The 13,517-nt window shown below is 70.6% G+C and carries 16 protein-coding genes; 10 read left to right on the forward strand and 6 right to left on the reverse strand.

Going from position 1 to position 13,517, the window contains the following annotated elements; all coding sequences use genetic code 11:
* The first annotated feature begins 42 nt into the window (after window positions 1-42).
* The 8 genes from ACFT7S_RS11155 to ACFT7S_RS11190 all read left to right on the forward strand — a co-directional run bounded on the left by ACFT7S_RS11155 (window position 43) and on the right by ACFT7S_RS11190 (window position 6,613).
* On the forward strand, window positions 43-495 hold the full coding sequence (locus tag ACFT7S_RS11155; RefSeq protein WP_382730271.1) for a hypothetical protein: 453 nt from the start codon (window positions 43-45) through the stop codon (window positions 493-495).
* Between the two features lie 65 nt (window positions 496-560).
* Window positions 561-1,418: a HipA family kinase gene (locus tag ACFT7S_RS11160; RefSeq protein WP_382729758.1), complete on the forward strand. Its 858-nt coding sequence runs from the start codon at window positions 561-563 to the stop codon at window positions 1,416-1,418.
* Complete coding sequence (locus ACFT7S_RS11165; RefSeq protein WP_382729760.1) at window positions 1,415-1,798, forward strand: DUF3037 domain-containing protein; 384 nt, start codon at window positions 1,415-1,417, stop codon at window positions 1,796-1,798. The genes ACFT7S_RS11160 and ACFT7S_RS11165 overlap by 4 nt, the downstream gene beginning before the upstream one ends.
* A gap of 216 nt (window positions 1,799-2,014) precedes the next feature.
* Window positions 2,015-2,776 carry a 3-oxoacyl-ACP reductase FabG gene (fabG, locus tag ACFT7S_RS11170; RefSeq protein WP_382729762.1) on the forward strand — a complete coding sequence of 254 codons (762 nt, stop codon included), beginning with the start codon at window positions 2,015-2,017 and terminating at the stop codon, window positions 2,774-2,776.
* Window positions 2,777-2,793: 17 nt separating this feature from the next.
* On the forward strand, window positions 2,794-3,549 hold the full coding sequence (locus tag ACFT7S_RS11175) for an SDR family oxidoreductase (protein ID WP_382729764.1): 756 nt from the start codon (window positions 2,794-2,796) through the stop codon (window positions 3,547-3,549).
* A 117-nt stretch (window positions 3,550-3,666) separates the two neighbouring features.
* Entirely contained in the window at window positions 3,667-5,247 is a 1,581-nt protein-coding gene (locus tag ACFT7S_RS11180) for an ABC transporter substrate-binding protein (RefSeq protein WP_382729766.1), read from the forward strand.
* 78 nt (window positions 5,248-5,325) lie between these two features.
* The gene (locus tag ACFT7S_RS11185; protein ID WP_382729768.1) at window positions 5,326-6,009 is read left to right on the forward strand and encodes a uracil-DNA glycosylase; all 684 of its coding nucleotides are present in this window, start codon (window positions 5,326-5,328) and stop codon (window positions 6,007-6,009) included.
* A gap of 130 nt (window positions 6,010-6,139) precedes the next feature.
* On the forward strand, window positions 6,140-6,613 hold the full coding sequence (locus tag ACFT7S_RS11190) for a hypothetical protein (RefSeq protein WP_382729770.1): 474 nt from the start codon (window positions 6,140-6,142) through the stop codon (window positions 6,611-6,613).
* Window positions 6,614-6,660: 47 nt separating this feature from the next.
* Here the strand turns inward: ACFT7S_RS11190 and ACFT7S_RS11195 are convergent, their stop codons facing one another.
* Both ACFT7S_RS11195 and ACFT7S_RS11200 read right to left on the reverse strand, forming a co-directional pair.
* The gene (locus ACFT7S_RS11195; RefSeq protein ID WP_382729772.1) at window positions 6,661-7,116 is read right to left on the reverse strand and encodes a hypothetical protein; all 456 of its coding nucleotides are present in this window, start codon (window positions 7,114-7,116) and stop codon (window positions 6,661-6,663) included.
* Window positions 7,117-7,314: 198 nt separating this feature from the next.
* Entirely contained in the window at window positions 7,315-7,827 is a 513-nt protein-coding gene (locus ACFT7S_RS11200) for a DinB family protein (protein ID WP_382729774.1), read from the reverse strand.
* A 105-nt stretch (window positions 7,828-7,932) separates the two neighbouring features.
* Between ACFT7S_RS11200 and ACFT7S_RS11205 the strand changes: the two genes are divergently transcribed.
* Together ACFT7S_RS11205 and ACFT7S_RS11210 are read left to right on the forward strand one after the other, a co-directional pair.
* Window positions 7,933-8,091, forward strand: coding sequence for a hypothetical protein (locus tag ACFT7S_RS11205; protein ID WP_382729776.1), 159 nt, complete (start codon window positions 7,933-7,935; stop codon window positions 8,089-8,091).
* Window positions 8,092-8,111: 20 nt separating this feature from the next.
* Window positions 8,112-9,017 carry a Gfo/Idh/MocA family protein gene (locus tag ACFT7S_RS11210; RefSeq protein ID WP_382730244.1) on the forward strand — a complete coding sequence of 302 codons (906 nt, stop codon included), beginning with the start codon at window positions 8,112-8,114 and terminating at the stop codon, window positions 9,015-9,017.
* Here the strand turns inward: ACFT7S_RS11210 and lnt are convergent.
* The 4 genes from lnt to ACFT7S_RS11230 form a co-directional block, all read right to left on the reverse strand.
* Complete coding sequence (lnt, locus tag ACFT7S_RS11215) at window positions 8,941-10,614, reverse strand: apolipoprotein N-acyltransferase (protein WP_382730246.1); 1,674 nt, start codon at window positions 10,612-10,614, stop codon at window positions 8,941-8,943. The genes ACFT7S_RS11210 and lnt overlap by 77 nt on opposite strands.
* A gap of 151 nt (window positions 10,615-10,765) precedes the next feature.
* On the reverse strand, window positions 10,766-11,242 hold the full coding sequence (locus ACFT7S_RS11220; RefSeq protein WP_382729778.1) for a nuclear transport factor 2 family protein: 477 nt from the start codon (window positions 11,240-11,242) through the stop codon (window positions 10,766-10,768).
* 95 nt (window positions 11,243-11,337) lie between these two features.
* Entirely contained in the window at window positions 11,338-12,198 is an 861-nt protein-coding gene (locus ACFT7S_RS11225; RefSeq protein WP_382729780.1) for a universal stress protein, read from the reverse strand.
* Between the two features lie 172 nt (window positions 12,199-12,370).
* Window positions 12,371-13,357 carry a ferric reductase-like transmembrane domain-containing protein gene (locus ACFT7S_RS11230; RefSeq protein ID WP_382729782.1) on the reverse strand — a complete coding sequence of 329 codons (987 nt, stop codon included), beginning with the start codon at window positions 13,355-13,357 and terminating at the stop codon, window positions 12,371-12,373.
* Window positions 13,358-13,517 lie beyond the last annotated feature (160 nt).

Genomic DNA, 13,517 nt, shown 5'->3' on the forward strand with positions numbered 1-13,517 from the left:
GAGTCCGGTGTGGGCGGCGACTTTCGCACCAGCAGGGCCGGGGTGAGCACCACGCAGGACGGGCACACGCTGGGGATGCGGGGCACCTGCAGCCCCTCGTTCGACCTGAGTACGACCTTCGAGGAAGCGCAGATCCTCCCCGTGCCCTTCGGTGACATCGCGGCCCGCACCATGGTGCCGCTTTCCCACCTCCTGTGGTCGGGCGTGTGGGCCGGGCTTGCCGCAGAGGCGGTGGACAGAGCTGCCCGTCGCGACCTCGATCGGCCTGTGCGTGGCGACGCCGGCTTCCCTCAGCCTCGCCGAAGCGAGACGGGCCAGATGCTGTCGTGGATCTTCCAGTCGATTGTCCTCGTCCTGGGGCGCGTCATCGCGCCTGGCCAGGTGATTGTCGCTCGGTACGTCGAGTCCGACTTCAGAAGGTCCGGTGACGCGGCGGAGCGAGGTTCGGAGACGAACTCCCCAGATTCTCCCCGTGGCATCCCAGGCTTTGGGTGAGGAGTGGACTGGTGCCCGCGCCAGCACTCGATAAGACCTGGCGGCGGGCCCGATAGCCTGGGGAAATGCTCACAGAAGTCACCGCGACCCGCTACGTCACGCCCCTGCGGGAGGGCGGCTCGCTCCCCGGCATTGTCGAGGCCGACGATTCCGGAACGTATGTCATGAAGTTCACCGGCGCGGGGCAGGGCCGCAAGACCCTCGTGGCGGAGGTGATCTGCGGGGAGCTCGGCCGACGGCTGGGGCTGCGTGTCCCGGAGCTCGTGACCATTCAGCTCGACCCCGTCATCGGGCTCGCGGAGCCCGACCAGGAGGTCCAGGAGCTGCTCAAGGCGAGCGGCGGCCTGAATCTCGGCATGGACTACCTTCCCGGCTCGCTGGGCTTCGATCCGCTCGCGTACGAGGTGGAGCCGGCCGAGGCCGGGAAGGTCATCTGGTTCGACGCGCTGATCAACAACGTCGACCGGTCGTGGCGGAATCCCAACATGCTGGTCTGGCACGGGGATCTCTGGCTGATCGACCACGGCGCCACGATGATCTGGCACCACAACTGGCCGGGGGCGCAGACCTCGGCGGCCAAGCCCTACAACGCGTCGGACCATGTCCTCGCGCCCTTCGGCCCGGACATCGCGGCTGCCGCTGCCGAACTGGCCCCGCTCGTCACCGAGGAGCTGCTCACCGAGGTCGTCGCCGACGTACCCGCCGAGTGGCTGGTCGACGAGCCCGGCTTCGATTCGACGGACGCCTTGCGCCGGGCCTATGTGGCACCGCTGCTGGCGCGCGCCGGCAGCATTCACGAGCGGATCACGCTGGACGCGCCGACCAGGACGAAGCCCTCGCAGGCTCCGGGCTGGCTCGTCGAGCGCCTCGCCCCCCAGCCCGCGAGCAGCGACGAGCAGAGCAGCAAGGACGGCGGCCGATGACCCAGCGCGATGTCTTCGAGTACGCCGTGCTGCGGGTCGTCCCCCGGGTGGAGCGCGGCGAGTGCTTCAACGCGGGCGTGCTGGTGTACTGCCGTGCGAAGTCCTTCGTCGCGGCCCGTACGCACCTCGACGAGGCCAAGCTCGCGGCGCTGGACCCGCAGGCCGATGTGGTCGGCGTGCGGGCCGCCCTGCGCGCCGTGGAAGGGGTCTGCGACGGCGGCGACGCGGCGGGTCAGGCATCGGGCGACGACCCGGGCCGGCGCTTCCGCTGGCTGATCGCGCCGCGTTCCACGGTCGTCCAGCCCGGCGCCGTACACAGCGGCCTCACCACCGATCCGGCGGCCGAGGTCGAACGGCTGCTCGACCTGCTCGTGCGCTGATCCGGCACTCGGCGGCGCCGCGCGGGAGGGTCCGGGCGCGGCGTCGGCGAGTGTGACATGCACCCCTGCACCCGTGGGCCGTTGACACCGGGTGCCAGGGCTTCTAGCGTCTCGTCTGCTGAAGGTACTAAGCGGTTGCTCAGTCATCGGGAACTTTTCTGTCAGGGAATGTCCCACGTCCGCTGAGCCGCGATCCAAGGGCGAGGAGAACCAAGCATGTCCACCACCGAGCAGCGCGTCGCCATCGTGACGGGAGCGGCGCGGGGCATTGGCGCCGCCACCGCAGTGCGCCTGGCGGCCGAGGGCCGCGCCGTCGCCGTACTCGACCTCGACGAGGCGGCCTGCAAGGACACGGTCGAGAAGATCACCGCCGCCGGGGGCACCGCCCTCGCAGTCGGCTGCGATGTGTCGGACAGTGCGCAGGTGGAGGCCGCCGTCGCGCGGGTCGCCGCCGAGCTGGGCGCCCCGACGATCCTCGTCAACAACGCGGGTGTCCTCCGTGACAACCTGCTCTTCAAGATGAGCGAGTCCGACTGGGACCTCGTGATGAACGTGCACCTCAAGGGGGCGTTCCTGATGGCCAAGGCCGTCCAGAAGCACATGGTGGACGCCAAGTTCGGCCGGATCGTGTCGCTGTCCTCCTCCTCGGCGCTCGGTAACCGCGGCCAGGCCAACTACTCCGCCGTGAAGGCCGGTCTCCAGGGCTTCACCAAGACCCTCGCCAAGGAGCTCGGCAAGTTCGGCATCACCGCCAACGCCGTCGCCCCCGGCTTCATCGTCACCGAGATGACCGCCCAGACGGCGGCCCGGGTCGGCATGGGCTTCGAGGAGTTCCAGGCCGCGGCGGCCACCCAGATCCCCGTACAGCGCGTGGGCCACCCCGCGGACATCGCCAACGCCATCGCCTTCTTCACGGGCGACGACGCGGGCTTCGTCTCCGGCCAGGTCATGTACGTCGCCGGCGGACCGCTCAACTAACCCGAAGGGCAAAGGACATGACTGTGCAGGACAGCGGCAGGGTCGCCCTCATCACGGGTGGGAGCCGCGGCATCGGCTACGGGATCGCCGAGGCGCTCGTCGCCCGCGGCGACCGGGTCTGCATCACGGGCCGGGGAGCGGACGCGCTCAAGGAGGCCGTCGAGAAGCTCGGCGCCGACCGGGCGATCGGCGTCCCCGGCAAGGCTGCCGACGAGGAGCACCAGGCGGCGGCCGTCGCCCGCACCATGGAGGCCTTCGGCCGGGTCGACTTCTTGATCAACAACGCCGGTACGAACCCGGTGTTCGGCCCGATGGCCGAGCTCGACCTCAACGTCGCCCGCAAGGTCTACGAGACCAATGTGATCTCGGCGCTAGGCTTCGCCCAGCAGACCTGGAAGGCGTGGCAGAAGGACAACGGCGGGGCGATCGTCAATATCGCATCGGTCGCCGGCATCTCCGCCTCGCCCTTCATCGGCGCGTACGGCATGAGCAAGGCCGCCATGGTCAATCTGACCCTGCAGCTGGCGCACGAGTTCGCGCCGGTGGTCCGGGTCAACGCTATCGCTCCGGCCGTGGTGAAGACCAAGTTCGCCGAGGCTCTGTACGAGGGACGGGAGGCGGAGGCGGCCGCCGCCTACCCGCTCGGCCGGCTCGGCGTACCGCAGGACATCGGCGGCGCGGCGGCGTTCCTCACCTCCGAGCAGTCCGACTGGATCACCGGACAGACGCTCGTGGTGGACGGCGGGATCTTCCTGAACGCGGGCGTCGGCTGAGACGGCCTGAGCGGATTTGGCCCTGATTGACGTAAGTGCCCCGTCGGGCCAGCGGATTGACCCGATGGGGCACTGCGGTATGGTCTGCCGACCCATGGCTGATCGAGGAGCGTGCACGTGTTCTACCGGGCCAGTCTGCAGGCTGCTGCAGCCCTTGCTTCCCTGTCATTGCTGGCCGGCTGCGGTTTGCTGTCCGACAGCAGCTCCGAGACTGATCAGCAGATAACGGTCGGTACGACGAGCTCACCCTCGACGCTCGACCCCGCCGCGGCCTGGGACGGCTCCTGGGAGCTGATGCGGAATGTCTTCCAGACCCTGGTGAGCTTCCCCACGGGCAGTACGAGTCCCGAGCCCGATGCGGCCGACTCCTGCACGTTCACCGACGAAACGAGCATGGCCTACCGGTGCACGCTCCGTAAGAACCTGAAGTTCTCCAACGGCGAGAAGATCGATGCGGAGGCTGTGAAGCACTCCATCGACCGCATCAGGACGATCAAGGTCAAGGGTGGCCCCCTCGGCATGCTCGGCTCCCTGGACCGGGTGGAGACGAAGGGGGATGACGAGGTCATCTTCCACCTCAACAAGTCGGACGCCACGTTCCCGTTCATCCTCGCCACTCCGGCGATGTCGCTGGTCCCGCCGAGCGAGTACCCCGAGGACAAGCTCCGCAGCGACGGGAAGGTCACCGGCTCGGGGCCGTACCTCCTGGAGTCGTACAAGGCCAAGAAGACGGCCGAGCTGACGAAGAACCCCGACTACAAGGGCTTCGCCAACCGCAAGAACAATGCCGTGACCATCCGGTACTTCGATGACTCGGCCTCGATGGTGGCGGCACTGAAGGCCAAGGAGATCGACGCCACGTACCGCGGTCTGACCGCCGAGGAAGTGGTCAGCCTGGAGGACAAGAAGTCCGACAACAACGGTCTCCAGATCGTCGAGACGGTCGGCGCGGACATCCGGTTCCTGGTCTTCAACCCGCAGGACACCGCGGCGGGGAACCCCGCGGTACGACGGGCCATCGCCCAGCTCGTGAACCGTGACGCCCTGGTCGCCAAGGTCTACCAGGGCACCGCCGAGCCCCTGTACTCGATGGTGCCGAAGGGCATCGCCGGTCACACCACCAGCTTCTTCGACACCTTCGGCGACCCCAGCGAGGCCAAGGCCAGGGCCATCCTCACCAAGGCGGGCATCACCGAGCCGGTCAAGATGACCTTCTGGTTCACGACCGACCGGTACGGCTCCTCGACCGCTCCCGAGTTCGCCGAGCTGAAGCGTCAGCTGGAGGAGTCCGGGCTGTTCGAGATCACGCTGAAGAGCGCGCCGTGGACGGCCTTCCAGGAAGGTTTCACGAAGGGGAATTACCCCGTCTTCGGACGTGGCTGGTTCCCGGACTTCCCGGACCCGGACAACTTCATCGCCCCCTTCGTGGGCAAGGAGAGCGTCACCGGCACCCCGTACCTGAACGCGGAGATCACCAACGAGCTGCTGCCGTCCTCCCGGCAGGAGAGCGACCGGGGCGCGGTCAGTAAGCAGTTCGAACAGGCGCAGCAGATCCTCGTCGAGGACGTCCGGCTGCTGCCACTGTGGCAGGGCAAGCTGTACGTCGCGGCGGGCGAGGACATCGGCGGCGGCGAGCGGGCCCTGGACCCGCAGACGGTCATGCAGATGTGGGAGCTGTACCGGAAGACCAGCTGGTAGGGCTCGCCGGGCCCGTTGTCAGTGGCCCCCGGTAGGTTCTGTGGTCAAGAACCTGATTGCTTACCGGAGGTTGTGGACGTGACCGACACCGACCTGCTGCCCGAGTCCTGGCGCGGCGTCCTCGGCGAAGAGCTGCAGAAGCCGTACTTCAAGGAGCTTGCGGACTTCGTCGAGGAAGAGCGGGCCAAGGGGCCGGTGTATCCGCCGCGCGAGCAGGTCTTCGCCGCGCTGGACGCCACTCCGTACGAGCGGGTGAAGGTCCTCATCCTCGGCCAGGACCCCTACCACGGGGCGGGCCAGGGGCACGGACTGTGCTTCTCCGTGCAGCCCGGCGTCAAGACGCCCCCCTCACTGCGCAACATCTACAAGGAGATGCAGGCGGAGCTCGGCCTGCCCATCCCGGACAACGGATATCTGATGCCGTGGGCCGAGCAGGGCGTCCTCCTGCTCAACGCCGTACTGACGGTCCGGGGCGGCGAGGCGAATTCGCACAAGGGCAAGGGCTGGGAGAAGGTCACCGACGCGGTGATCCGGGCCGTGGCCGCGCGCCCCGACCCCGCCGTCTTCGTGCTCTGGGGCAATTACGCGCAGAAGAAGCTCCCGCTGATCGACGAGGAGCGCCATGTCGTGGTGAAGGGCGCGCACCCCTCTCCGCTTTCCGCGAAGCGGTGGTTCGGCTCCCGCCCGTTCACCGGTATAAACGAGGCGGTCGCCGCCCAGGGCCATGAGGCCATCGACTGGCGCATCCCCGACCTCGGCTGACCGCGCGGCCCCGCTGACCGTGCACGGACCCGGCCGACGGGGCCGGGTCCGTGCCTGAGCGGGATTCTCCATCGCGGCGGCTAGCGTCAGGACGACCGGAACGGGCCGGACGGGCGCGAAGGAGACCGCAGTGTCAGAGCAGCAGGAGGCGTCACGGGACGCTCTCATGACCAGGATCGGCCAGGCGATCATGCTGCTCCACGGCGGGGACCGGGAAGAGGCCCGCAATCGCTTCGGTGTCATCTGGTCGGAGATCGGCGAGGACGGCGACGCCCTGCACCGCTGCACCCTCGCGCACTACATGGCCGATACGCAGGACGACCCCGGGGACGAGCTGGCCTGGGACCTGCGGGCGCTGACCGCGGCGGACGGCCTGACCGACGAGCGCGTGGGCCGGCACCAGGACGCGCTCGCCGTGCGCGCCTTCTACCCCTCGCTGCATCTCAATCTCGCGGCGGACTATCTGAAACTCCACCGTCCCGAGGCGGCCCGGCTCCACCTGGACCGGGCGCGGGACGCCGCCGACGTTCTCACGCACGACGGGTACGGGGGAGGGGTGCGCGCCGCCATCGGGCGGCTGGAGCAGCGGATGCGCGACCGGTGACACCGAGGCCCGTCGGATGCGACGGGCCTCAGTGGTACATGAGCGGATCAGTGGCCGTAGCTCTCCTCGCAGATCCTCGCCTCGGCGCTGCCCGCGGGCCAGCCCCCGTATCCCCTCCCGAGGGCGCAGACGTCCGTCCCGGTAAGAGACGAGTCGGGTGCCGCCGGTACGCCGACGGGAGGCACACGGGGAGCCTGGTGCGGTGCGCGCCGGGTAGGTGCCTGGGCGGGCCTGCGCTGCTGAGGTGCGCGCGGCTCGGCACGGTCGGCCGCGGAAGGCGCCTCGGGCGGAGTGGCGGAGGCGGACGGTGTGGGGTCCGGCAGGGATTCCAGGGACTCCCGGACGGGTGGCTGCACGATCTGCGGGGCCACGTCCTGGATGGGCCTGCTCGTCTCGGGCCGGGGCGGCGGGACGGCCGCCTGGGGCCCCACCGACACGCAGCCGGAGACGGCCGTGACAGCCACCCCGACCAGGAGCTTCACTGTGATTCTGGTTCGATGCACGCGCCAACCCTGCTGGTGCGCGGGGCTCGTTGGGAGCCGGTGGGCCGGGATTGGCCCGCACGGGTGACCCGGTCAGCGGGACGACACCGGGAGACGCCCCAGGAACAGGGGGCCGGGCGCCGGGCGCATGCGGGCGCCCGTCCTTCGGCCACGGTCTCCAAGGCCACGGCCTCCCGGCCTCGGATCTGCCCGGGTGGCTCAGACGCCGGTCGCGCCGTCGATCCGCTCCCGGACAAGATCCGCGTGGCCGTTGTGCCGCGCGTACTCCTCGATCATGTGCGTGTAGATCCAGCGGAGGTTGAAGGGCTTGCCGCTGCGGCTCAGGCCGACCGACAGGTCGTCGAGCCCGTACTTCGCCGCGTTCGTCCTGGCCTGCTCGATCTCGGCGAGCCAGGTCGTACGCGCCTCGTCCCAGGTGTCCGTCTCGCTGAGATGGAACTCGCCGTCCGGGTCCTCGTCCGTTCCGTAGATCGGCGGAACGTCCTCACCGACCAGCACCTCGCGGAACCAGCCGCGCTCGACCTCCGCCATGTGCCGCACCAGCCCGAGGAGCGTGAACTCGGACGGGGGGACGGACGCCTCCCGCAGCTGGGTATCGGTGAGGCCCGCGCACTTCGAGGCCAGCGTGTCGCGGTGGAAGTCCAACCAGCCTTCGAGCATCGGGCGTTCGGCGGCGTCGATGGCGGGTTCGGTTCGTTCAGGTGTTGTCATGCCGGTCATACTCGCCGATGGATCATGACCCGGCCACGCGATATCGGTTCTGTTGCGCGAGCATGCCGTGCAGGAGCTCGTAAGTCGGCACAGGTCGCCCGGCTTATGGCGTGGTCCAGCGCCCCCGCCGTCGCCCTCCGCGACGGCCTCATGGCGACCGTCACTGGCCTCGGACCCGGACTCGTCCTGCGCACCCTCGACGGCATCGCCGACTGGCGGCCGCCGCAGCGCACGTATGCTGCGGAACCGAAGACGCGCATATGACAGTGACGAGGGAGACCCTTGTGAAGGTCGGCTGTATCGGGCTCGGCGACATCGCGCAGAAGGCGTACCTGCCGGTGCTGAGCACACTGCCCGGGGTCGAACTGCATCTGCAGACCCGCACCCCGGCGACCCTGGCCGCCGTTGCCGCGACCCACCGGATTCCGGCGGCGCAGTGCCACACGGACCTCGAGTCGCTGCTCGCCCAAGGGCTCGACGCGGCCTTCGTGCACGCCCCGACAGCGGTACACCCGGAGATCACCCGGCGTCTCATCGAAGCGGGCGTCCCCACGTACGTCGACAAGCCGCTCGCCTACGAGTACGCCGACTCCGCACGGCTGGTGACGCTCGCAGAGGAGCGCGGCGTCGGCCTCGCCGTGGGATTCAACCGCAGGCTCGCCCCCGGATACGCACAGTGCGCCGACCACCCCCGCGAGCTGATCCTCATGCAGAAGAACCGGGTGGGACTGCCCGAGGACCCGCGGACCCTCGTGCTCGACGACTTCATCCATGTCGTCGACACCCTGCGCTTCCTGGTGCCGGGTCCGGTCGAGAGCACCGTCGTACGGGCGAGAATCGTCGACGGGCTGATGCACCACGTCGTGCTCCAGCTGTCCGGCGAGGGCTTCACCGCGATCGGCATGATGAACCGCCTCAACGGATCGACCGAGGAGATCCTGGAGGTGTCGGGACAGGACTCCAAGCGTCAGGTGCTCAACCTCGCCGAGATCATCGATCACAAGGGCCAGCCCAGCGTGCGGCGGCGCGGCGACTGGGTGCCGGTCGCCCGGCAGCGCGGCATCGAGCAGAGCGTGCTGTCGTTCCTGGATGCGGTCCGGGCCGGGAAGGTGCTCAGCGCCCGGGACGCTCTGGCGACCCATGAGCTGTGCGAGCGAGTGGTACGGGACGCCCTGGAGCAGGCCGCCTGAGAAGCCGCGTCCCCTCGGAGGCGCCCAGGGCGGCCAGCAGCGCCAGCGCCGCGTACACCGCCCAGTCGCCCAGCCGCACATAGAGCGTGGTGCCCGTCGCGAGTGGTACGTCGTAGACGGCGGCGGTGCTCGCGTGCGTACCGAGCGGTGAGCCCACCCTCTCGCCCTGCGGGCCGTACACCGCACTCGTGCCGGTGAGCGTGGCGTGCACCATCGGGCGGCCGCTCTCGGCCGCGCGCAGGGCGCCGAGCGAGGCGTGCTGACCGGGCGCCCAGCTGTGCTGGAACGTCGAGGTCGACGACTGGGCGATCAGTACCTGGGCACCGTCCCGCACCAACTGCCTGCTCATATCGGGGAACGCGGACTCGAAGCACACCAGCGGTCCGAGCCGCGGCCCGTCGGCGCCGGGCAGGTCCATCACCACCTGCCGTGTCCCGCGCAGCCGGTCCTCGCCCGCGGCCTTGCCGACCGAGGTGGCCCAGCCCAGCATCGAACGGAACGGGATGTACTCGCCGAACGGGACCAGGCGCATTTTGTCGTAGCGGTCCCCGGTCGGTCCGTCCGGACCCACCAGGACCGCGGACTTGAAGATTCCGGTCCGCTCCGCGGCGTCCGTCTGCCGGGCGTCCGTATTGACCAGCACCTCGGCCCCGACCCGGCGCGACAGCTCCGCGATCCGGGCCGCGGTCGCGGGGCTGCCCGTCAGATCCACGCCGACGCTGCTCTCCCCCCACACCACCAGATCGACGTCCCGGCCCGCGAGCCCGCGCGTCAGCTCGGCACTGCGTGCCAGGCGGCGCTGCACACTGTCCGTGCCCTCCACTACACCCGGCTGCACGACGGCGATCCGGACCTGGCCGGTGCGTTCCGGCTGCGGCGCCCAGGTCCAGACCGCGCCCACTGCCAGCGCGCAGACCACGAGCGAGGCGGCCGCCGTCGTGCGGGCCGGCGGCGAGACGAGCAGCAGGACGACGGCGGTGTTCACCGCGAGGACGAGCAGACTCACCAGCCATACGCCGCCCACCGATGCCACCCGCAGAGCGGGCGCGAAGTCCCATTGGCTGGCCCCGAGCAGCCCCCAGGGGCCGCCGAGCCCTTCCCAGGACCGCACCAGCTCGATCATCAGCCACCCGGACGGCACCGCGGCGACGGCCGCCGCGCAGCGCAAGGCCGACGGCGATCCGCCGAGCAGCCGGGCCACGAGCAGACCCCAGGGCGCCCACAGCAGGCCGAGCAGCGCCGCCAGCACGACGATGAACACATGCAGGTTCGGCAGCAGCCAGTGATGTACGGCGATGACGAAACCGGTCCCGCCCAGCCAGCCGTCGAGAGCGGCACGGTGGGGCGTGGGCGCCGAGCGGATCAACAGGAGCCAGGGCACCAGCGCGACGTACGCGAACCAGCCCAGCGACGGCTCGGGAAACGCGAGGGCGGGCAGGGCGCCCGCGAGCAGGGCCGCGGCACCGCGCCCCCAGGGCGACCGCAGCAGCGCCGCGCCCCGCTCCCGTCGGCCGGCGGGGGGCCTGCCCGCGGAGTGCGCGTCGGCAGGCGGCCGGTCGTCAGGAACCCGGCCCGCCGGGGCTCGCCCGATCCGCATGCCCATGCCGCGCCCTCCTCGTCCTGCCTGGTGAGCGATGTCCGTATCGCCGCATGGTCAGGCTGTGATCCCAGTGTGGAGGAGAGCGTCCGGGGCGGACAGCGGGCCTGTGCGTACGGGCGCGTCACCGGGGCGGTCCGGGCCGGCCGGATCAGCCTGGCATGCGCCGCCACTTCTCGTGGACGACGACGGAGCGGATGCGCCAGCCCGGCTCCGTGCGGAGCAGGTCGAAGGCGTAGCGGCCGCCCGAGACGAAGTTCGGTGCCGTCTCCCCGCCCGCGGCCGCGTCCTGGCCGCCCGCGTCGAGACGCATCGGGTTCAGGTAGTCGGCCCGCACCTGCGCGTGGTCGCCGGGATAGCCGCCCAGATCCTGGAGGTCGAGCCGCCGATTGACGATCAGGTGCTGACGGAGGGGGAAGAGCCGCATGGTCTCCGCGAGCCACCGCGAGACGTCGGCGGCCGGGCCCTCCATGCCGCCCGCGCTCCGGTAGTCCGCGCGGCCGTCCGGCACGAACAGGGCGCGGTAGTCCTCCCACGCGCCGTCGTCCACCGCCACCGCATAGCCGGTGATCACCGCATCGATCGAGAGCTGGTCCATCACCGTTGCCAGAGCCACGCGCTGTGTCATCGGCCAAGTCTCGGCCACCGGACCCGTGAGGCCAAGGGGCCTGCAACGACCCGTCGGGCCGGGCGGCCGACAACTGCCGTTGACCGGCCGCCTGTTCAGCAGGGGACGACGGCCACCGGGCCGAGTGCGTGCGTCACCGTGGTCTGGGCGACGGGGGAGAGGCCGAGACCGAGGTCCTCGCCGCCCTTGCGCCGGCCGACGACGGTCAGCGCCGCGGTGCCCGAGGCCGTGACCAGGGTGCGCGAGGCCGATCCGCTGACCGGTTCGCGTACGACCTCCACCTGCGGGTACTTCTCCTGCCGGCCCGCGGTCACCTCCGCGAGGCTCCGCTCCGCCGCACCCGCCGCCGCCTCCCGGTCGAAGACGGGGCCGCCGGAGAGCATGGAGGAGAACATCGTCCATCCGTGCACGAGCCGCAGCCGGGCGCCGGGCCGGGTCGCGGCCGTCGAGAAGGCGAACTCCAGCACCGCCCCACTGCTCTCGTCGGCAGCCACTCCCGCGACGATGTCCGGGAACGCCTCCGCCGCCTCCTCGTCCTCCTCGCCGCTCTCGCCGTGGACGACGACGACCGGGCACGCCGCCATCGATGCGACCGCCAGGCTGTTGGAGCCGATCATGAGGGAACGGAAGCCGCCCAGACCGCGCGAGCCCACCACGACCATCGACGCGTCCTGGCTGAGCGAGATCAGCGCCGCCGCCGGGAAGTCCAGCGGGGCGAGGGTCGACGGGTGCAGTTCCGGGGCGAGCAGAGCGGTCCGCCGTACGGACTCCGTCAGCAGTTCCTCGGCCTCCCGGAGCTGGGACTCCTGGCTCATCCGCCGGGTCGGCGGCCGGACGTGCACGATCATCAGAGGCAGCTGCCTCCGAAGCGCCTCCTGGGCGGCCCAGTCGAGGGCCTGCCGGCTGTGCGCGGAACCGTCGACTGCGGCGATCACGGGAAGGTCGGTGGCGGTCATGGTTCCCTCCAGGGTCCGGGGGTGGCGGTGGGGCACGGTCCGAACGCTACGGCCGTACGGCGGAGGCCGCCCGGGACGCACGCCCGTCCGGGCCAGGGTTGGACAGGTCCTGGGGTGCGATGCGCCGCACCAGACGCCGCGTCCTGTCCGACCCTGATCCGCCGGACAGGCCCTAGTCGTGGTTGTGGGTGGAGGAGGTGTCGTCGGGGGGAACGGCGCGGCCGCCGTCGTGCCCGCTGAGTACGACCGCGAGTACGGCCACGGCGATGCCCGCGACCGCCAGCCGCCCGGTCAGGCGCAGGGTCCAGCCCGCCGGAGACCCGGTGCCGGGCCGGGGCAGGCGCTCCGAGCGGCGTGCGGGCCTCAGCAGCCGCAGAAGCAGAAGGGCCGCGATCGGGAGCTGGAGGAGCCAGATGCTGGTCCGGAACCACCCGTCGTACCAGACGTTCGTCCCGTAGAGCAGGGTGTGCCAGACGCTCAGGACGTACACGACGATCACGCAACGGTGCAGGACCCGCCAGGTCCTGGGGCCGATGCGGTGCCTGACGTAGAAGAGCAGGCCGAGCGGTATCGCGAGGTACAGCGCGGCCTGGCCGACGGGAATGGCGATCCGGCCGGTGCCGGAGTCGTACCCGCCCGGCACGAACGCCTCCATGAAGGCGGTGGCGATGGCCGAGTGCCAGCGTGCGGTGTCGTGGCGTATCAGCTCGGCGGCGAAGAGCAGGGCATGAGCCGCGATCAGAGCCATCGTATTGAGGCTCGTGGTGCGGTGGAGGCGTTCGAGGCGGGGGCCGGACAGCGGGAGCCGGCGCGGCCGGGGGCCGGAGAGCAGCAGACCGAGGACGATGGTGCCCCACGCCCAGAGCAGTGCTGACCAGCCGAAAGCCTGGCTCAGGAAGTACATCCAGAAGCCGCCCGCGTCGGCCATGAACGGCATGACGGAGACCGTCGATGAGGTCTTGGCCTTGATCCGGACGTAGAGCAGCGCGAAGACGGCCCCGGTCACGGCCAGGGCGACCAGTCCGTCGGGCAGGGAGGCGCGGAGATCGGAGCGCAGGGTGGGGCGCGGCTGCCGGTCGCCGGTGCCGGTCGTGGGGGTGACGGCGGAGGCGTCGGCCTCGGAGGGTTCCGGTGCGGGTGGCGCTGGGGACGGCTTCATCGTGCGGCCTCTTCAGTCGCGTCGGCGGTGCGGCGGGTACGGTCCCGGGCCACCAGGCGTGCGGGGGTGCGTTGTTGGAGCAGTCGCGGACGGGGTGCGGAAAGTTCCCACGGGTTTCGTGTGACATGGATCACGCGGTGCTCGTATCGGCTGATAGTCG

The organism is Streptomyces sp. NPDC057136 (assembly GCF_042670885.1).
In the GTDB taxonomy this organism is placed as follows: Bacteria; Actinomycetota; Actinomycetes; order Streptomycetales; family Streptomycetaceae; genus Streptomyces.